Raw genomic sequence first — 19,763 nt, forward strand, 5'->3', positions numbered from 1 at the left:
TGTTACCTACTACTTATTCGTAACTTGGGATATTACTTGAAGGCATAAGTCGTGTGCTTTTTCAAACTCAATGTCTTCAACTAATTTCGCGATTTTCAACATTGACTCAGCATAATCAGTATTTACACTCTTTTTAACAATACGAGACAATACTTCTTCAGCTAGAAAGTCAGAGTTCTCCAACAAGGACAAAAGTTCTTTTATTAATTCTGGCATACTCTCTTCGACGGATTGCGCTTTGTCGCCGAACTCACTTGCATCTAAAATATGTGCGATCGCCTTGTTTAACTTAACTAGTTCATCGACCAGTTGTTTGAGTTCTTTGGTAAAATCGGAATGCTTACTAATAAGACGCTCTAATACCGCACATTGTCTCGACATCGAGAATGCGCCTATGTATGCTAGACTCGCTTTTAGACTATGCACTTTTAAAAACAGCAAACTCATATCTTTTTCGTTGTAAGCTTTGTTAAGTTCGAGCACTATTTGATCGTTTTCAACACTAAAATCTCTAACTAGCTTACAGTACAACTTCTGGTTATATTGACAACGATCCAGCGCTTTTTGGACACTTAATTGCGGTATCCAATCTAACTGTTGAATAAATTGAGAGTTTTCATCCCTTGGTAGCTTTTCCACAACGGGGGCGCGCACACTAGCTCCGTCAATCCATTGAACCAGCGTACTTGTTAGTTCATACGCATCAATTGGTTTAGGTAAATGACCATTCATACCAGCATTTAAACAACGTTCACGATCCGACTCCATTGCATGCGCTGTCATAGCAATAATGGGTAATTTATCAAAGCGAGCTTGCTCTCTAATTATTTTAGTAGCGGTGTACCCATCCATTTTGGGCATTTGAATATCCATCAAGACTAGATCATATTGATTTTGATAAATTTTTTCGAGCGCTTGCTCGCCGTCCAGGGCTTCATCAATGGACACATTAGTATCAGCTAAAAATCCACACACTACTTTGCGATTAATACTGTTGTCATCTACTAATAAAATATTGGCTGCTGAAAGATCAAATTGCTCAGCATCCCAAGGAGAATGACCTTGTGGCTGCCAACTATCATCAACGACTGCTGCGTCATTGGTATTTTTGTCTAAACTGACTAAAACGGTGTCGACTAAGGTTTGAGGCGTAATAGGTTTTTCTAAATAGGCGTCAATATGGAAAGGACCAGCTTGCTCTTTCGCATCATCTAAATCATATGCAGACAACAATAAAATTGCAGGTACATGCTTATCACCTAAGTGCTGTTTAATTCGCTTTGCAGCGTCAATACCGTCCATCTCTGGCATGCGCCAATCCATCAGAATTAATTCATACCCGTTCGCATTTTGACTCGCTTGCTCAACCAAAGCCAGTGCTTCGATGCCTGAACCAGCCGCATCAACTTGCATACCCAATTCGGCTAATTGCTCAGTCAAAATATTTCTGGCCACAAGGCTATCATCAACAACCAAGGCCTTAATACTTGACAAATCGATATCTCTAGGTTCTTTGCAATGCCCCAACTCAACCACATCTAATGTAATATCAAATGAAAATACGGAACCTTGACCTTTTTCACTACTGACCGTTATTTGACTCCCCATCATTTCTACGATTTGCTTGCAAATGACCAAGCCAAGTCCAGAACCTTCATAATTTCGCGTTAATGAGTTATCTATTTGTTCAAAGGCAACAAACAGCCGTTGCACCTCATCTGGCGACATCCCAATCCCGCTGTCTATAACGGAAAAACGCAATAAACATTGCTCACCATTACTTTCAATCACTGCCAATTTAATGACCACATGCCCAAACTCAGTAAACTTAATAGCATTATTTGCTAAGTTCACTAAAACCTGTTGCAAACGATTAGGATCTCCCATAACGCAACTAGGTAAATCGCTTGGGATATCTAAGACAAATTCTAACTTTTTCTCGATTGCTTTTAATTCACACAAGGTGATTGTTCGATTCAACACCTTGCACAAATTGAATGGCTCGCGCTCGAGCACTAATTTTTCGGCTTCGATTTTAGAAAAATCGAGAATGTCATTAATAAGACTAAGCAGTACTTCTGCAGAATTCAGAATTTTATTAACATGATCTCGTTGCTCTACATCTAGATGACTTTTCCGAAGCAACTGACTAAGTCCGATAACAGCATTCATTGGTGTTCTGATCTCATGGCTCATTTTTGCCAGAAAATCTGACTTAGCCTGATTAGCGGCCTCCGCCTTATCTCGCGCAACACTCAAGGCCTCTTCTGTTTCAACACGCTTAGTAACATCTCGCGAAATACCAATTAACCCGAGCATTTCGCCTGCATCATTGTAAAAAGGCGCTTTTAGCGTATCTACCTTTGCGACTTTGCCGTCAGGTGCCACTGTTGTTTCTTGATTACAGATTGTTTCACCAGAATCCAATATACGCTGATCTGCCGCTCGTATGCGTTGCACAGACTCATCATTTGAAAATATCTCATCATCCGACTTACCAGTCAGATCTTGGCTTGAACATCCGACTAAACTGGCAAACGCCTTATTGTGGACGATATATTTGAAGTCTTTATCTTTGGCGAAAATCAGATCTGGTGTCGCATCAATTATTGCGTTTAATAAAAACTCGAGCTTTTCAGTTTGCTCGCCATCAGGTCGACTAGTCATTGTTGTTCCATTATTTTGTAATGTTTTTCATATCCAAATCTGAGTATTCGCTAGCCCATGTAGCTATGCTCCCGCATCCTATTTATCGGAACGCTTCTAAAAAATCTGTATGGATACAGACATAGATACTAAAAAATTGATATGGCAATAGCGACAAGTATGTCACCGCCAGCATATTGCATCAAGCAAAGGAGTTTAGCGGTAAGAGAGAAAATGGCGGCTTAATTAGCAATTCGATAAACGAATACGACCAATACGATAAGCATCACAATCAGTAGCGAAAGACGAAGAATTTTGCTAACCCCTTTTAGCACGATGTAGCTCCATAATTCAGCTCCAATATAGAGGGTATGAATTTTCTTTAATACGAGGCGTTAATCTTAGCGCGTGAACTTGAACATATTGTGACATTGGCATGACGTTTTTCATGCTTTCATTTTATGATTGTTCCTTTTTTGAATAATTACAGTATTTTAACCTGACAATTCAGAATTACTTAGCTATCGTTGCACTATGAAAACCTTATTGATTGAAGATGAACCTACCGTAGCGGACTTTATTGTAAAAAGCATACAAAAAGCCGGACACGCTTGTGATCATAAAAGCGACGGAGAAAGTGGTTTACACGCTGCGCTTAACGGGCAGTACGACGTTATTATTTTGGATAGAATGCTGCCTAAAATGGAAGGGATAGCAGTATTAGATGAATTAAAAGCGCATGATTTACCCACACCCGTTTTGTTTTTAAGCGCAAAGAATACAGTTGAAGATAGAGTAACAGGGCTACGAGCTGGCGCTGACGACTATTTAACCAAGCCATTCGCATTTGAAGAACTACTTGCGCGAATTGAAATTTTGGCGAGCCGTGGCCCTAATGAAACACAAACAACGACAGAGTTAGTCGCAGGTGATTTAACACTTGATCTCATAGAGCGGACTGCCAAAAGAGGCAATATGAAGATAGATCTTCAATCAAAAGAATTTAAGTTACTTGAGTATTTAATGTTGAATGAAGGAAAAGTTATCACACGCGCAATGCTGTTAGAGAAAGTGTGGGAATACAATTTCGACCCGCAAACCAACGTTATTGATGTGCATATAAGCCGCCTAAGAAACAAAATTGATAAAGGCTTTGACCAACACATGATTTCAACCATTAGAGGCGCAGGCTATCGATTCACCGTAAGCGATACGTAAATGCGCGCTATTCAAGCATATTCGAAGAGTTCTAGCTTTCTTGTTAGCTTCGTTTTTACCTTCTTATTGTCAATTGGCGTGGCATTCAATACCTACGTGTTAACAGTGGCGAACGATGACTTACTGATACGAGAAACTGAAGCCGCTATATTAGCGGATATAGGTGGTTTTAGAAGTTTATACAATTCTGCAGGACAAGATGCCGTCATTTATGCTTTAGAGGAAAGGCTAGGCGATCGAAACAATGACTTTTTGTATTATTTAAAAAGTGGCGATGGCGAGTTTGTTTCGGGAAACCTTCAGCATTGGCCGGCATCGGATGTAGAAAAAATAAGAAATGGTCTCTTAGAAATTGAAGTAAGTGTGCGACAATCGCATTTAACAGACAGTAAAAATAGTAAACAAACCGCCCTTGCCATGATCATGGCGTTTTCCAATCAAGATAACTTGCTAATCGCACGAAGCGTTCAAGAATATGAATTTGCCGTATGGTTAGCACAGGCGTCTTCGTGGGTCATGATAATCATTGTGTGTATTATATCGATACTCAGTATTGGCGTTGCATATTATGTGGTGAGTCGCATCAATAAAATATCTGATACCGCAGACGAGATTATTTCATCAGGTAAGCTGAGCGAACGCTTATACGTAGAAAGCGAGTGGGATGATTTAAGTAAATTAACCCTTTCATTAAACCACATGCTCGACAAATTAGAGCAGTCAGTGAATGGTATACGCTCACTATCTGATAACATTGCTCATGATTTAAGAACGCCGCTAACCCGTTTAAAAACACACTTAGAAGATTTACAGGAACAAGATGTAAAACATCACCTTATTGCAGAATGTGACAACATATTAGCAATCTTTAATTCTTTACTTCGAATCACTTACATCGAAAACAACGCACAACGTAGCGGCTTCAAATTAGGCGACGTGAGTATTGTGTTAGAAGATGCTATTGACCTCTATCATCCAATATTAGAAGACAAGCGCATAGAATTGGTCTCTAATATAGATGCTGAAGTATTTGCGTTTTGCGATAGAAGCTTAATTTTTCAAGTATTTGCCAACCTTATTGATAATGCGAGTAAATTTACACCTCAGGGCGGCCGTATAACCGTCGAACTTAGCAAGCACAAGACATTAGTAAACTTTATTATATCCGATACGGGTATCGGCGTTGACGATACGGCGCTAGCAAAATTGACACGTCGATTTTACCGAGAAGACAAAAGCAGAAGTAGCTCAGGCAATGGCCTAGGTTTATCGCTTGTGTCAGCGGTTGTCTCGTTGCATTTAGGAGAAATGCATTTTGCTAAATCTCATATTGCCGACTCAGGCTTATACTGCAAAATTACGATTCCGTGTGAATAACTCGAATGATATCAAGGCTCGATTTGACTATTCTGCATTGCCTGTATAGACGGCTAAATACCATACTAGACCGCAAATTATATGCTTAACCTAGTATACACAATCACCGTGGTAACAATTACTCTCCTATGCGTAATGGCGGCGCTTACATTTAAGACAAAGATAACAAGTTCTTCCAAATATTTGCTGATCATATTGATTGTTTGCGCGATTGGAAATCGTATTGATATGCTGCCGCAACAATTGCCGCCAGATCGGTCCTTTGAACTTGTTGGACAATTTTTTGGCGCTTTTAGTGCAGGCGTTACTTGGCTATTTGCGATGTCGTTAATGCGCGATAAATATAGATTTAATCTCACGAGTGTACTTGTTCTTTTAGTTTCATCCGCAATACCTTTGATGTACTTCTTAACACACGTCGATGTCCTCCCCCATATCTCTTCATTCTATTGGCATTTTCATATGCCAATCATGGTAGTCATTGTGTTACATGTAATCTGGACAGGTATAGCTGGATTTAAAGATGACCTCATAGACTTAAGACGACAAGCGCGCATTTGGCTTTGTGCCCTACCCATTTTTTTAATATCAGTAAATGTTGTCGCTGAATATACCGTTAATGAAGAGAGGCAAGTTGTTGTTTATTTATTCGCCGAATTCTTGGGCGTGTCTGTATTGCTTTTCTTATTAGCTAATTTTAATGAAGAGGTTCTTAAGTTTTCTTCTGACGTGAAACTAGACAATCAGCCAAGTAAAAACAATGCATTGAATATTCATGACAAAGATAAAGCTGCTTACCGTCGTTTAATGACGTTAATAGAAGAAGAGCAGATTTATCTAAATGATAACTTGTCGATGAGCGCACTAGCTGAAAATGTGGGCATTCCAGAACATCAGCTACGAGTGATCATCAACCAAGGTTTGGGGCATAAGAACTTTTCTACATTCTTGGCTGGTTATAGAATCGCTCATGTCAAACTCGCCTTGTCAGATCCACAACAGGCACGTGTCCCAATAATGACAATTGCGTTAAATAACGGATTTTCTTCTCTCGCTACGTTTAATCGACTGTTTAAACTAGAGACCGGTATGGCGGCCGGAGAATTCAGAAAACGAGTATTACGTAACCTTTAAAAAAATATGCTCATTTTTGAAATTGAGCATCATTATTAGATTTTGATACGCCTGCACTCACTTAAATCATATATTGTTCTGGGACGTCAACAAACAGTGCGAATTAAGATGTTCAAATTCAAATCAACGTTTTTACCCCTTGCGATCGTAGCAGTAATACAATTTTCCGCTTGCTCTTCTACTCAACTACATAAGCAAATCCCCCAGAGCAAACATCAAACGGTCGAGGAAAACATTGTCTTAGCAATGCAAAAAATCCCGGAAGTGCCTGGAATTGCTGTCTCTGTATACGCTGAAGATTTTGTCTTTTCAAAAGGGTTTGGGATCACAAGCGTCAATACTCGAGAGGTTACATCAGGCGATACGGCGTTTTACATAGCGTCATCGACAAAATCGATCACCGCTTTAGCGATGGCAAACTTACACGAAAAAGGCGTCATTGACTTGGATACGAGCATAGCATCTTTTGCACCAGACGCACCTTTTAAGCCGGAAATTGAAACACATGAAATCACACTTAGACACTTGTTGGCTCAGTCTTCTGGCATCAAGAATGCACCGATTGCGCACCGGCTAGCGTTCACAGGAAACCATACGCCTTCACAACTTTGGGATGCCTTGGCATTCACTGAGAATAACCAAGATGAGCCGCGTGGTTCTTTTAAGTACTCAAACTATAACTTCAACATACTCACGCTTTTGACAGATAAAAAGCTACGCCGCTCCTGGAAAGATATTGTCGCAAAAGAAATCTTCGATAAAGCAGGTATGACTCGAACCACGGCTTACGTATCAATAGCAAACGCTAACGGATGGTCAATGGCAAGACCACATCAGCTTAATGTAGGTGGTGTATCGCAAATTAAACTAGAGAAGCAAGACAATACAATGCAATCTGCTGGTGGCGTGCTCATGAGTGCCAATGATGCCGCACTGTGGTTAGAACTATTAATAGAACAAGGCAAAGTCGGTATGCGACAAGTGCTGCCAGCCAAGGCTGTACTAGCAACGCAAAAATTTGAAACTGAAGTCGACAAAACATTTCTTGGCTTTAAGCGTAAATATTACGGCTTGGGGTTCTATGGTGGACAATATGGAGAAAAAAACGATCTAATGCTCCACCATTTTGGTAGTTTTGCTGGCAGTAGTTCACACATATCGTACCTACCGCTTAAAAAAGTAGGTGTTGCAATATTCACGAATGAAGACGCCATAGGTATTCGCTTAGCCTCCGTATTGTCGCGCTATATTTATAGCGAACTGGCCAATGACGCTAATGCCTCAAATACACTTAAGAAAGACATTAGGCAGCTCGCCGAGCAAATTGTAAAACGACGAGAACAGCTGCAACACGCAAAAAAGCGTCAAGCAGAAAGACAGTATCAACTCACTCAGCCCTTAGCGAACTATATGGGCACATACAGTAACCAATTGTATGGCAAGATAACCGTAGGTAAAAGCAATGAGCACCTTTTAGTGTCGAGTGGAAATTTAAGTGCTGTATCAACCGCATACCCTAAAAAGGACAGCGTTAGGATTGAAATGACGCCGGGAACTGGACAAATTCTCTCGTTCAAATTAGATGAGGGTAAAGAAATTGAAAGCCTGAACGTGTCTGACGTAGTTTATATCAAAGTCATCGAATAGCATACATGTCTAAGTTCTCTTTATTTACAAAGAGTTCACCTAAATTACCTAAAACACCCCACTGAGTTCCTTGGTGGAAGTTTTTAGTGCCTATAAAATAATATTTTACTAGCGTTTTATTGTTTCTGCATAAAAATGGTGACTTCTGCCATGACAATACCAAACTTTTTTATATAGGAGCGGTTCATCATAGTTGACGAATCAAACGCCCAAAACCAATCATCAAAGTTAACCTTGTACGTTGTATCGTCTACAGGCAGGTCCATTTCGTACACGAAATTAAACGCGTTACCGTATGACCTGCCAATGGCGATACCCGATATATCACCTGCGCCGCCAGTGTATGTGCCATCTTCGGCCTTAGTCAATGTCCATACTCGCGATGCGGGGCCTTCACCTAATCCATAGTCGAATACTTCGTCTAGTATCAGTTTGTCGTCATCTTTGTATGCGTTAATGTTCACAGTAAAGCGCTGAACAACGTTGCCGCGTCGATTCTGAACTATGCCCCAGGCTTTGACATTACCGTCAAAAAACGCTTCTAGTTCAAAGGTAGGAGCCATGTTCTGGTAACCTTCACCTTTTATCGATACCGAACATGCACTTAAAAAAGTAAGCAAGAAACCAACGATGCCACCCATTATCAAAGTATGCAAATGACGCGTTTCTTTCATCCCTGTCTCCAATTACTTGATACCGAGTAGCTGTTTGCGCATCTTAGGTTCAGAACTTTGTTCTGATAACCAAATATCAAAAAACCATTTAGAAAATTCTGGATCTTCAACAACGCCTACCTTTTCGTCATCAAAGTAAAACACACTATGTTGGCTTTCATTGTATATGCCGGTAATCGAATTCCCCTCTTTTACATCCGGAAAAATACGCTGCATTTGTTGAAACCACTTAGCGAGTTTACGTTCGTCTTGCATACCAAGTTCTCGCATTTCATCGACTGAACGACTCGCTATATCTTTACCTTCAAAATCACGCAAGTAAGTAAGCCTTAATGCAAAAGGCTTCTCTGTCGACCAATCACCACTGGGTGCGATTAATTCAGCGTCATAAATATCCCAAAATAACACCTCTAATCGCGTTTTCCCGACAGTTTGTGGCGCTTCGATATATTTAACGTAAGCTTTTGCATCTGCACCTTGAGAGAATAGAAGAATAAAAACGATGAAAATGTAACGCATGAGTAGTACCTCTTAGAAAATCTCTACTATTAACGCATGAAAAGGGGATAATAGATCATTAAAGTTAATTAACCTTTACTCACTATCACCAACACTGGGTAAAAATTTAATAAGTGATTAATGAAACGTCATTCTCTTCAAACAGAAATAGAAACCGCACTTAACATATCCTTACCATCTAAAACACAAAAAATCGTGTGGCCAAGGTATAACGATGACGAGCACAACAACACCCACCATCGAAATAGAGAGGTTTGGGTAAAACGAGATGACTTAATTCATCCCATCATATCCGGCAATAAATGGCGTAAGTTATCGCCAATCATTACCCAGGCTATAAAAGAAAACTGGCGACACGTCGCGAGTTTTGGCGGCGGCTATTCAAACCACCTCCATGCACTGGGGTATGTAAGCAACAAACTTAACATACAGTGCACTGCAATTATTCGAGGCGACTATTCAAAACACACAACACCAATGATTGATGATTTATTACGTTGGAACAGTCACATAATCTACGTAAATAAATTGGAATATGCGCGTCGCAATGAGCATGAATATATACAAACACTTAAAAACAAACTTCATGCAAATGCCGTCATTCCAGAGGGTGGCACATCGGCTGATACCTTGTCAGGCGTGGCTAGCATTATTGGCGAACTGCAAAGCATAGCGAATATAAGTAATTTGCTATTACCGGTGGGTAGCGGCGGTACAATGGCCGGTTTAATACACGCAATCAATCACAAATACACAAAAGCAGGAAATCTCATGCATGTGCACGGCATCAGTGTCTTAAAAGGAAAGGGTTATCACGATGAATTGATTCGATCCTTGCTTCACAATGACAAGCATTCTAACTTTTGGCGTGTTCATGAAGAATTTCATCATGGCGGCTACGCAAAAGTATCGGAAACACTTTTAAATTTCTCGGAGTTTTTTACACAAAAAACAGGTATTGATTTAGACAGTGTTTACAATGCAAAGAGCTTTTATGCGCTGAATCAATTACTTAAAGACGATACCTTCAAAGATAATACTAAAGTTTGTATTTTGCATACCGGTGGAATGCAAGGAAACAGAAAAAAATAGCAAAAAAACACTGAACTTTTTGTACTAAGCTGCCGTTATTTTAGGAAAGCCATACAGTAATTAGGTGTATTTACGTGAAGCAAAATATGATGCTAAAAGAAAACATTCCTTACGCAAATCTTATTTATTCTGCACTAGATTTATGCAAAATCATGCTTGCTAAATCCGCCCAGTTATTTCCGTTTGCGGTCGTGTCTATAGATAACGATGTACAATGCGTATTTAGTCAGTTTGAGGGAGAAAGTGCCCAAGCGGGTATGATTGAAGAGTTGCAAGACCAAATATCTAACGTTCGATTAACGGCATCCAACACAATAGGTATACTTGTATATGCAGCTACAGTATCCAACCCAAACGGCAATGAAAGTGATGCCTTGGTAATCAGTATTACGGACTCTTCTGGCAATAACACCATCACACTGTATCCATATACACTCAGAGATAACACCGTAGAACTAAGCTCACCATTTACTTGTAATTTTTTAGATTAACGCTTATTCGCCGTGGACTAATTCGACAAATACATAAAATCTCACTGTACACAAAAAGCGGTACACTGGTATTATCTGCCCGATAATCGCCAGCGACATTAGCTCGCCATTCATATTGCGTTAGAAGGAAAATTTACATGTCTCGAGTATTGATCATAGGTGCAGGTGGCGTTGCCTCTGTCACCATCAAAAAATGCGCCCGCTTAACCGAATTCTTTGATGAAATATACTTAGCAAGCCGCACATTATCGAAATGTGAAGCGCTACAGAAAGACGTTGGCAACGACCGCGTAAAAGCGGTGTTTTCTGTAGACGCCGATAACGCTGATGAAGTTGAAGCACTTATTGTTCAAGTACAACCTAACTTAGTCATCAATTTAGCCTTGCCCTATCAAGACCTACCCATTATGGATGCCTGTTTAGCGACTAAAACTGACTATTTGGATACTGCAAACTACGAACCCAAAGACGTAGCGAAATTTGAGTATTCTTGGCAGTGGGCGTATCAAGAACGGTTTCAAGAAGCTGGCATAATGGCATTGCTTGGCAGCGGTTTTGATCCCGGCGTAACCAACGTATACACCGCATACGCTGCCAAACACTATTTTGATGAAATTCTCTATTTAGATATTGTCGATTGCAATGGTGGCGACCATGGTCAGGCCTTTGCGACTAACTTTAACCCTGAAATAAACATCCGCGAAATCACTCAGCGTGGCCGTTATTTTGAAAATGGTGAATGGAAAGAAACTGACCCGCTTAGCGTAAGAGAAGATTTGGATTACCAAAACATTGGGGTACGCGCATCTTACTTAATGTTCCATGAAGAGCTAGAATCTTTAGTGAAACACTTCCCTACGCTCAAACGCGCGCGGTTTTGGATGACCTTTGGTGATGCCTACCTAAACCACTTAAAGGTGCTAGAGGGTATCGGCATGACCAGTATTGAACCCGTTGAATTCCAAGGTCAGCAAATTGTACCGCTAGAGTTCTTGAAGGCAGTGTTACCTAATCCTGGTTCATTGGCTGACGGCTATACAGGCAAAACCTGTATTGGCACCTACATTACCGGTATAAAAGACGGAAAAGAGAAAACAATTTTTATCTATAACAATTGCGATCATGCCGCTTGCTTTGAAGAAGTTGGTGCCCAAGCGGTTTCGTACACCACAGGGGTGCCGGCAATGATCGGCGCTGCACTTATGCTCAATAAAACGTGGCACAAAGCGGGTGTGTGGAATATGGAGCAATTTGACCCAGACCCGTTTATGAATATGTTAAACGAGCACGGTTTACCTTGGCATGTGATCGAGTGTGAAGAGAGTCCGTTTACTAAGTAAACGCTTACACCACAAGATTTAGTTCCGCCTTTATCATAAGACGGAACTCATTCACTTTGGCATATTCTGTTCTGCGACTGAAGCACACGCACCGGCCTCGATTAAGTGCCAATTTTTTACCAGCTCAACAAACTCTTCATCGATACGCTCTCTTCCAACCGGCGGCATTTTTCCGTTTCCATTAGTATTTACTCTCCAATAGACAACCGAATTAGTAAAGTCGCTGGTATCGATGACTTTTGAAACACTGGGATGATCTTGTAGCATAATCTCCGCATTTACGTTACAAACATTCATATCCACTAAGGGCGTCGCATATCTAAAGTCTATGTCTGATGAAGCTGGCCCATTAGGTTGATGACAAAACGAACAATTTGCGTCTACGTAGCTCTTAAAACGCTCAGTCAATGATTTGGAAGTATCTGATATATTCGAAAGCATGTTATTAGGCATGCTAATTGATTCCGAGTCTAAAATGCCTTCGTTAATTAAATGATTCAACTGATTGTTACCGTCTTCAGTACGTTTGCTCAACTGCATAGGCTCAAATCCAAGCACGCGATTTGCAACACTTGTATGGCATTGAAAGCACGTACTTCTAGAAGGGTAACTCCAAGTTAAATCATCTTCCAATTTTTCTGTAAATCCATCATATAACAAATTGGCTTCATACTTATCCCAATCCCAGCGATACGTATATCCTCCCCAGCCTTCACCATGCTTTACCATTAGTCGAGTTTCGTGGGGTTTACCGCCAAATGAAAAGGTTTTAACTAAGACGCTGCCATTGGGGTAACTGTATTGCCCAGCAACTTCTTTGACACTAGTCGCTTCAGGTAGACTAATAAACCGATGCTTGTCAGCATTGTCAGACCAAAGTGGAGCATTGACATCGTAAGCGTATACTTGCCCAAATTCATCAAAAGGGGACAACATGTTGACGCATCCAGAATCTGATAAAAATGCAGGTATCTGTTTTTCGCTCAGAGCAGTTTCAGCACCTTGAACTAATTTGAAAATATTTGAGTTTCTTTGAACGAAGAAAAGCTCCTTGTCCGGCCCTGCTGAAAAAGAAGCTGGCCCCAGCCCTGGGCCTTGGCCTGCAATAGCTTCTATTTCGTATTCACCTCCCAAACCACGCTTAAGCGCATAAATTGTTTTGCTCACATAGTCGCCAAATATATAGCTACCATACAGCTCAGGAATCGCCTCCCCTCGATACACCAAACCGCCAATAATTGCTACGCCAAGATCTCTTGAATACTGGTGTTCGGGAAATTCTACGCTGTTCTCGTCACAGCCAGAATCTGGACACAAAAACTCTTCTCTTCCTTCGTAAAAAGGCCAACCATAATTTGCGCCAGCCTTAAGCACGTTAATCTCTTCCCACTTCGACGAACCAACGTCCCCAATCCAAATCTCGTTTGTCAGACTATCAACACTAAATCTCCATGGATTTCTTAGCCCATACGCAAAAATTTCTTGTTTGACATTCATACCAACAAATGGATTGTCGGATGGAATTTTGTAAGGCAATTCAGAAACATCGATGCGGAGAATACTACCTCGTAAATCGTTTAAATCTTGCGCTCCTTGCCCATATTTATCCCCTACTCGCGCGCCACCATCACCCAAACCTACGTAAAGATAACCGTCCGAGCCAAACAGTAATTTACCCATGTGATGCCAAACCGTCGTTTGTTTAACTTCTAATACAAGCTGCCGACTATCGACAACGATAGAGTCTCCAGTATACTCGTATCTAACAACCCGACTCGATACTTCATCAGACCCGGAGTCTCGACCATTTACTGCAACAAATATATAATTCCCGATGTAAGTAGGGGCAAGCGCAATTGAAGTAATCCCAGCCTGCTGAGATCCTTCCAAATCATTTATACTTATTACACCTAGCTCACTGCTTAAACGGCCTAAGAGTTTACCCGAGCCATCCTCAAAAACTTTTACAATGTTTCCATTCCTAGAAGCAATAATTGCATCTCTGCCATCAAAAACCAATTCAGTCGGTACGCCAAATTTGCGATCATCAAAAGCATTTTCAAGCGTCAAATTCTTGGAAATAGAAGGAAGGCCAAATGAATGACATTGCGCAGCCTCATCTATGGATAAAGTAAATTCTTGAGTGGCAGTTTTACCAGCTTGATCAGTCGCTTTAATCAATACCTTATATATTCCCTCTGAAGTTGGTTCGAACGTATAATGTGAACCGTCTACTTGGGATATTTTTAATTCCGGACTTACTTCCACACTGTAGGTAAGTTGTTCGTTGTCAGCATCAAAAAACACCGTATTGTCTTGTGACACATCAAGTGTAAAAGAGGCACCTACGAAGGTGTTTAGATTAGAAATAGGAGAGGCAACTACTGGAGCACTATTTGGCAAAATTGAAAGCGTGAACATGTCTGAAACAGTTAAGCCGCCGTCGTCTGTTGCCGAAAGTGTAATATCGAAGGACGATGCTGAAGGTACCGCTCCAGATAATACGCCATCAGAGAATTGAATATAGTCTACTTCAGGCGATATTTTTACGTCGAAGGTCAAAGTTTGATTTTCAGGATCTGTAAACTTACCTTCTTGCGCAAACGGTTGAATAGAAAATTCAGTGTCTACATAATATGAAAGATCTTCGCTTTTAATATTCAAAACAGGCACTTGATTTACAACAGATGGTAATTCAGGTGCGGCAGTTTGTGAAACTGAATTCTTCTCAGAGTTGCCACAAGATTGTAATAATAGAATTCCTAAAAGTAATAGAAAAGCAAAGTTTCGAGCAGTAGTTAATTTGTTCAATATACACCTTAAAAATTAAACGTATGTTATCGATATAACATCAGTTACGTATAAGTACACTATTCTAAAAATATCCTAGACTGGTTGCTTCTCTAATAGGTGTGTTGATTCCGAGCATTGTATTTGTTACGGCAGATAAACAGAGCGCCTACATATATCAACAAACCGTCGAGGCTAAACTTTTACATCAAGATAGTATCCCTAAAATTTAGCTTAGTATTTTATCACACACCTTATCAATATTTATACTAGCAACCTGTTATACGCAAAAATCAATGGTAGAATTTAATAATGCGATACTAATGTATTTTCAATTCATGACTTACAACACACTTTATGACGACCTTCCATCGCCTTGTTACGTCTGCGAAGAAGAAAAACTAGAGGCCAATTTAAAGCTACTCGACTATGTGCAAAAACAAGCAGGGGTTGATATTATTTTGGCCTTAAAAGCCTTTTCGACTTGGTCTACCTTCCCCCTAGTAAAGCAGTACCTAAAAGGCGCTACATCGAGTGGCGTTTGGGAAGCCAAACTAGCCCGTGAGGAAATAGGCAGTGATGTGCATGTATACTCCCCTGCCTATAAGCAACAAGACATAGACGAGTTAGTGGATCTTGTTGACCACATCTCGTTTAACTCCTTACGGCAATGGCAGCGATATCAGGCGCAAATTAAAAAGGCAGGCGTATCTGCGGGTTTGCGCATTAACCCAGAAAATCAAGAAGCAGATACTCCCTTGTATGACCCATGTGCGCCAGGGTCGCGTTTAGGCATACTTGCTGAAGACCTTGAAAATATAGATTTATCTGGTATTGACGGGTTTCATTGCCATAACCTGTGTGAATGCGACTCTTATGCAGCAGAGAGAACACTACTAGCCATTGAAAATAAATTTGGCAAATATTTACCCACTTTAAAATGGCTAAATCTAGGTGGTGGGCATTTAATTACTCGAGAGGGCTATGATGTCGAGCATTTAATTCACACCCTAAAAGCCTTCAAAGCACGCTACCCCAACTTACATATTATCCTAGAACCCGGCTCGGCAGTGGCTTGGCAAACTGGTGTGTTGGTATCTGAAGTCGTTGATATTGTTGAAAACCAAGGCAACATTGCGATTTTAGATATCTCAGCAACGGCCCATATGCCAGACGTATTGGAAATGCCTTATCGGCCTACGGTTACAGGTGCCGGTTTACCGCAAGAAAAGTCATATACCTATCGTTTTGGCGGCAACTCTTGCCTAGCAGGCGACATGCTAGAAGCCTACAGTTTTGACAAACCTCTCAACATTGGTGACAAAGTCATTTTCGAAGACATGATTCACTACACTATGGTAAAGACAACATTTTTTAACGGCGTACAACATCCTGCAATTTATGTGATTAAAAAAAATGGTAATGTCGAAATAGTGCGTGAATTCGCATATAAAGATTTTAAGGATAAGTTGTCTTAAATTTATCAGTAGCGAAGTAAGCATTAAGACATAAAAAAAAGCCGGAGAAACATCTCCGGCTTTTAATCAACTTAATTGCATCAAATTAGAATTTATAGTTGATGCCAAACTGAACCTGCCAAACAGATTGAGCTAATAATTCAAGGTTTTCTATGCGGTCTTGATTATTAAATCTAAGGTACCTGTACTGTCCATTGTCGATAACGGCAGAAGCAACATTACGGTCAAAGTCTGCTCTGGTGCGCTCTACACGACCCCAGTCATCATTCAAAAGATTACCGAAGTTCTCAATATCTAGTGTCACGACTAAACTATGGTCTTCATGGAATGCTGGCAACTCTTGCTGGAATCTTACATTTACCAATGTAGTCCAACTTGAATTATCACCGTTACGTGGCGCGATACCACCAGCGTATTGAGCTAGCTCAGAATTATTGATGTAATCAAAGAACGCTTGTTGCGTAGCTGCATCGCCACCAAATGAAGCTGACGAGAACAAGGGATCATTTGGACCAGAAGGTACATAGAACAAGTGACCCGCGTTGTCATGACGACTTTCGCGAGCACAACGTCCTTGGCGGCCGCGACTGTCAATACCACCAAAAACGCCGCCTTCAAATTCAAGCACACAGGCGTTGTTTTCATCAAACGTATAGCTGTATGGCTGACCCGAACGACGAGTGGCAAACATAGATACTTTGCTTTCGTAACCACTGAAGAATTCTTTAGACCAGTTGAAACGCAACTTAAAGAGGTGTTCTGTTTGGAAGTTTGAAATGCCTTCACTTGGTTGTTGACGGTCGAAAGCTGCAAAATCAGAGTAGTTGGATGTTGCCGTTGCTTCTGTGCCATAACCAATATCTTGTACATCAGCATTGGTATAGCTGAAGAACATATCAAAGTTACCAGCCTCTGTTTCCCAGTCATTTGTTGCCGACAAGGCAATAAGCTGACCTTTACCACCATCGTCAAATGAGCCAATCACAATGGCTTCAGGTGCCCCTGCACAGTCATACACACCGCGACCATCTGGCGCCGTCACATTTGGTAACGGGCTAACACAACGTTGGTCAAACCAATACGATGAGTTCTCTAACTTGTTGTACAAGAAGTCTGCTGAGAACAACCAACCGTCACCCAGTACTGGTAAGTCAACATAATAAGCCGCACCTAAACTGAACTTCCATGTGGTAGGAATCTCAAAGTCAGGGCTAAGTGCATTTACAGAACCATCAGTAGCTTTAGTTGCAAGCGTATTAAGAACATCTTGAGGAATATACTGCCCTGTAGAAGCGTCTGGCGTAGTAGGTACATTAATCACACCAGAAGCATTAGAGCTATCCGAAATTACACCGTCATTAGAGTAACTATTCGAAATCCATACAGCTGGTGAACCACCAGAGAAACGCCCGATACCACCACGAACAGTGATGTCATCAGTCGCTAACCATTCGAATGAAAATCTAGGGAGTACTAAATCTAAACCATCAATATCAGTAGTATTTGAATAACCATAACGGTTAACAAAGTTCTGATTTTCTCTAATTGAGCCTTCTGATTCAAACCAGTCATAACGTAAACCAAAATCAAGCACTAAATACGGATTTACATCCCAAGAATCTTGTACGTACAAGGAGTTTGAGTTATATCCCCAAATCGCTCTAAGGTCGTTTTCATTATTGGTTACGGCATTGTTATATAGTAACTCTGATGCTGTGGCGTTGCGCAAGTCTTCAATACTATCAAAAGCATAAGAGCCTTCTGAGTTTTGCGCAAACAAGTTGTTTACGTCCACTTCTTCACGTTCAAAACCTGCTTTAAGGATATGATCACCAACAACGTATTCTGCTGCAAACTTAACCGTTAAAAAGTCTTGACTTAACTCGTTACCATGACGGAACCGATCAGGGCCAATCGACAAATAGGTTGAATCTCCATCTACTTCACGTAAGAAAACAGCAAAATTAGGAAACTCTGCGCCATTCAAAGAGTTTTGACCCGTTTTTTGACTTGTGCTAGCAATCTTAAATTGTGTCGAAAAGTCTGCTGTCCAATCAGAAAATACGTGTGCAATATAGCTCTCAATTTTTTCAGAACGGTCATACCACGCAGATGACGCACCCAGCGTATCACCGAAGACGGTAAAGTTGTTACCGCGTTGCTCACGAATGGTATTACCATCAGTCGATAGATAAGTAAACTTCGCACGGTGGTCATCATTGATGTTCCAATCGATATTCGCGAGAATTTTCTCATCTTCCGCTGGCGCTTTTTCGAACCCACCGATATCGAAACCCCATACATCAGACACGATTTGTCTGACCTGAGCTACGTCATCAAGGGTTATATTAGGTTCGATGTTTAGTGCACCAGAACCCACAGGGCCATCGCGAAGTGGTGCAGTTTCTTCATACGTATCGTAAGCTACAAAGAAGAATAATTTATCTTTGATGATTGGACCGCCAAGGGTAGCAACAAAAGTTTCTTCCTCAAATGTAAAATCTAGGTTATCATCACGGCTTTTATCACCAATGAGTGAATCGTCAGTGGTAAAGTAGCTGAATGAACCATGAAATTCATTAGTACCTGATTTTGTTACTGCATTTACAGTACCGCCAGTAAAACCATTATACTCAACGTCAAACGGTGCCGTCAGGATAGACAAAGACTCGATCGCGTCAAAAGAAATTGGCGAGCGCTGCGTAGGGAAACCATTGTCATTCAAACCAAAACGGTCATTTAACGCTACACCGTCAACTGTCAATGAGTTGAAACGGTTGTTTGCACCTGCAATCGTTAAGGCTTTCGCGTCGTTCGCGAAGTTAACCGCCGCAAAAGGGTTTTGCGCCGCTGCATCAGTTATGTCACGGTCAATTGACGCCACTTGATTTAATGCTTCAAGACCAAGGCTAGTACTTAATCCATCGTTTGAAAAGCCTGCTGTCGCCGTTGCAGAACCAATAACCGCAATTACTTCTGTTTGCGTACTTGATTCAACGGTAACTGGTAAAGACAAGGCTTGGTCAAGTGACAAATAAACGTCATCCACTTGTACCGGTGCAAAACCGTCGCCTGTAACAACAATCGTATATGGACCACCAACACGTAAACCACGTGCTGAGAAAGAGCCATTTTCGTTAGTTGTTGCCGTCGAAGCAGTACCAGACGGTGTATGAATAATAGTGATTGTCGCATTTGAATAGATAGTGCCTGATTCAGTTGCAACACTACCTTTAATTGAGGAGGTGGTTGATTGTGCCATTGCAGCGGTTGATAGCCCCACTGACAAAGCAACAGCAACAGCTATTTTGCTGAATGTGTTCTTCGCACGCATGTTTGTTTCCCTATTTGTTTATT

Annotated in this window: 13 protein-coding genes; 8 read left to right on the forward strand and 5 right to left on the reverse strand. The window is 40.9% G+C overall.

Features of this window, described 5'->3' with window-relative positions:
* Positions 1 to 9 precede the first annotated feature (9 nt).
* Positions 10 to 2,667 carry a PAS domain-containing hybrid sensor histidine kinase/response regulator gene (locus tag QQK00_RS10360; protein WP_284217435.1) on the reverse strand — a complete coding sequence of 886 codons (2,658 nt, stop codon included), beginning with the start codon at positions 2,665 to 2,667 and terminating at the stop codon, positions 10 to 12.
* 513 nt (positions 2,668 to 3,180) lie between these two features.
* On the opposite strand from QQK00_RS10360, the gene QQK00_RS10365 reads away from it, so the two are divergent.
* From QQK00_RS10365 to QQK00_RS10380, 4 genes are all read left to right on the forward strand, one after another.
* A complete protein-coding gene (locus tag QQK00_RS10365; protein WP_284217436.1) occupies positions 3,181 to 3,864 on the forward strand; it encodes a response regulator transcription factor in 684 nt (227 codons plus the stop codon).
* Entirely contained in the window at positions 3,865 to 5,241 is a 1,377-nt protein-coding gene (locus QQK00_RS10370) for a sensor histidine kinase (RefSeq protein ID WP_284217438.1), read from the forward strand.
* Between the two features lie 228 nt (positions 5,242 to 5,469).
* Positions 5,470 to 6,375, forward strand: coding sequence for a helix-turn-helix domain-containing protein (locus QQK00_RS10375; RefSeq protein WP_284217439.1), 906 nt, complete (start codon positions 5,470 to 5,472; stop codon positions 6,373 to 6,375).
* Between the two features lie 108 nt (positions 6,376 to 6,483).
* Positions 6,484 to 8,022 carry a serine hydrolase domain-containing protein gene (locus QQK00_RS10380; RefSeq protein WP_284217440.1) on the forward strand — a complete coding sequence of 513 codons (1,539 nt, stop codon included), beginning with the start codon at positions 6,484 to 6,486 and terminating at the stop codon, positions 8,020 to 8,022.
* A gap of 116 nt (positions 8,023 to 8,138) precedes the next feature.
* Here the strand turns inward: QQK00_RS10380 and QQK00_RS10385 are convergent, their stop codons facing one another.
* A complete protein-coding gene (locus tag QQK00_RS10385; RefSeq protein ID WP_431307726.1) occupies positions 8,139 to 8,696 on the reverse strand; it encodes a DUF3833 domain-containing protein in 558 nt (185 codons plus the stop codon).
* A 12-nt stretch (positions 8,697 to 8,708) separates the two neighbouring features.
* Positions 8,709 to 9,215: a chalcone isomerase family protein gene (locus QQK00_RS10390; protein ID WP_284217441.1), complete on the reverse strand. Its 507-nt coding sequence runs from the start codon at positions 9,213 to 9,215 to the stop codon at positions 8,709 to 8,711.
* A 120-nt stretch (positions 9,216 to 9,335) separates the two neighbouring features.
* On the opposite strand from QQK00_RS10390, the gene QQK00_RS10395 reads away from it, so the two are divergent.
* From QQK00_RS10395 to QQK00_RS10405, 3 genes are all read left to right on the forward strand, one after another.
* Positions 9,336 to 10,307, forward strand: coding sequence for a 1-aminocyclopropane-1-carboxylate deaminase/D-cysteine desulfhydrase (locus QQK00_RS10395; RefSeq protein ID WP_284217442.1), 972 nt, complete (start codon positions 9,336 to 9,338; stop codon positions 10,305 to 10,307).
* Positions 10,308 to 10,381: 74 nt separating this feature from the next.
* Entirely contained in the window at positions 10,382 to 10,798 is a 417-nt protein-coding gene (locus tag QQK00_RS10400) for a hypothetical protein (RefSeq protein WP_284217443.1), read from the forward strand.
* A 137-nt stretch (positions 10,799 to 10,935) separates the two neighbouring features.
* The gene (locus tag QQK00_RS10405; RefSeq protein ID WP_284217444.1) at positions 10,936 to 12,138 is read left to right on the forward strand and encodes a saccharopine dehydrogenase family protein; all 1,203 of its coding nucleotides are present in this window, start codon (positions 10,936 to 10,938) and stop codon (positions 12,136 to 12,138) included.
* Positions 12,139 to 12,189: 51 nt separating this feature from the next.
* Here the strand turns inward: QQK00_RS10405 and QQK00_RS10410 are convergent, their stop codons facing one another.
* Positions 12,190 to 14,949 carry a PQQ-dependent sugar dehydrogenase gene (locus tag QQK00_RS10410; protein ID WP_284217445.1) on the reverse strand — a complete coding sequence of 920 codons (2,760 nt, stop codon included), beginning with the start codon at positions 14,947 to 14,949 and terminating at the stop codon, positions 12,190 to 12,192.
* Between the two features lie 317 nt (positions 14,950 to 15,266).
* Between QQK00_RS10410 and nspC the strand changes: the two genes are divergently transcribed.
* Positions 15,267 to 16,406: a carboxynorspermidine decarboxylase gene (nspC, locus tag QQK00_RS10415; RefSeq protein ID WP_284217594.1), complete on the forward strand. Its 1,140-nt coding sequence runs from the start codon at positions 15,267 to 15,269 to the stop codon at positions 16,404 to 16,406.
* A gap of 85 nt (positions 16,407 to 16,491) precedes the next feature.
* Here the strand turns inward: nspC and QQK00_RS10420 are convergent, their stop codons facing one another.
* On the reverse strand, positions 16,492 to 19,740 hold the full coding sequence (locus QQK00_RS10420; protein ID WP_284217446.1) for a TonB-dependent receptor: 3,249 nt from the start codon (positions 19,738 to 19,740) through the stop codon (positions 16,492 to 16,494).
* Between the last annotated feature and the right edge of the window lie 23 nt (positions 19,741 to 19,763).

The sequence above is a fragment of the Agaribacter marinus genome, assembly GCF_030160655.1.
GTDB lineage: Bacteria > Pseudomonadota > Gammaproteobacteria > Enterobacterales > Alteromonadaceae > Glaciecola > Glaciecola marina.

What these genes read in the sequence shown, in the direction of transcription:
- QQK00_RS10405 (WP_284217444.1), top strand. Translation starts at nt 10,936, where the DNA reads ATGTCTCGAGTATTGATCATAGGTGCAGGTGGCGTTGCCTCTGTCACC.
- QQK00_RS10390 (WP_284217441.1), bottom strand. Translation starts at nt 9,215, where the DNA reads ATGCGTTACATTTTCATCGTTTTTATTCTTCTATTCTCTCAAGGTGCA.
- QQK00_RS10375 (WP_284217439.1), top strand. Translation starts at nt 5,470, where the DNA reads ATGCTGCCGCAACAATTGCCGCCAGATCGGTCCTTTGAACTTGTTGGA.
- QQK00_RS10420 (WP_284217446.1), bottom strand. Translation starts at nt 19,740, where the DNA reads ATGCGTGCGAAGAACACATTCAGCAAAATAGCTGTTGCTGTTGCTTTG.
- QQK00_RS10385 (WP_431307726.1), bottom strand. Translation starts at nt 8,696, where the DNA reads ATGAAAGAAACGCGTCATTTGCATACTTTGATAATGGGTGGCATCGTT.
- QQK00_RS10380 (WP_284217440.1), top strand. Translation starts at nt 6,484, where the DNA reads ATGTTCAAATTCAAATCAACGTTTTTACCCCTTGCGATCGTAGCAGTA.
- QQK00_RS10360 (WP_284217435.1), bottom strand. Translation starts at nt 2,667, where the DNA reads ATGACTAGTCGACCTGATGGCGAGCAAACTGAAAAGCTCGAGTTTTTA.
- QQK00_RS10370 (WP_284217438.1), top strand. Translation starts at nt 3,865, where the DNA reads ATGCGCGCTATTCAAGCATATTCGAAGAGTTCTAGCTTTCTTGTTAGC.
- nspC (WP_284217594.1), top strand. Translation starts at nt 15,267, where the DNA reads ATGACTTACAACACACTTTATGACGACCTTCCATCGCCTTGTTACGTC.
- QQK00_RS10365 (WP_284217436.1), top strand. Translation starts at nt 3,181, where the DNA reads ATGAAAACCTTATTGATTGAAGATGAACCTACCGTAGCGGACTTTATT.
- QQK00_RS10395 (WP_284217442.1), top strand. Translation starts at nt 9,336, where the DNA reads ATGAAACGTCATTCTCTTCAAACAGAAATAGAAACCGCACTTAACATA.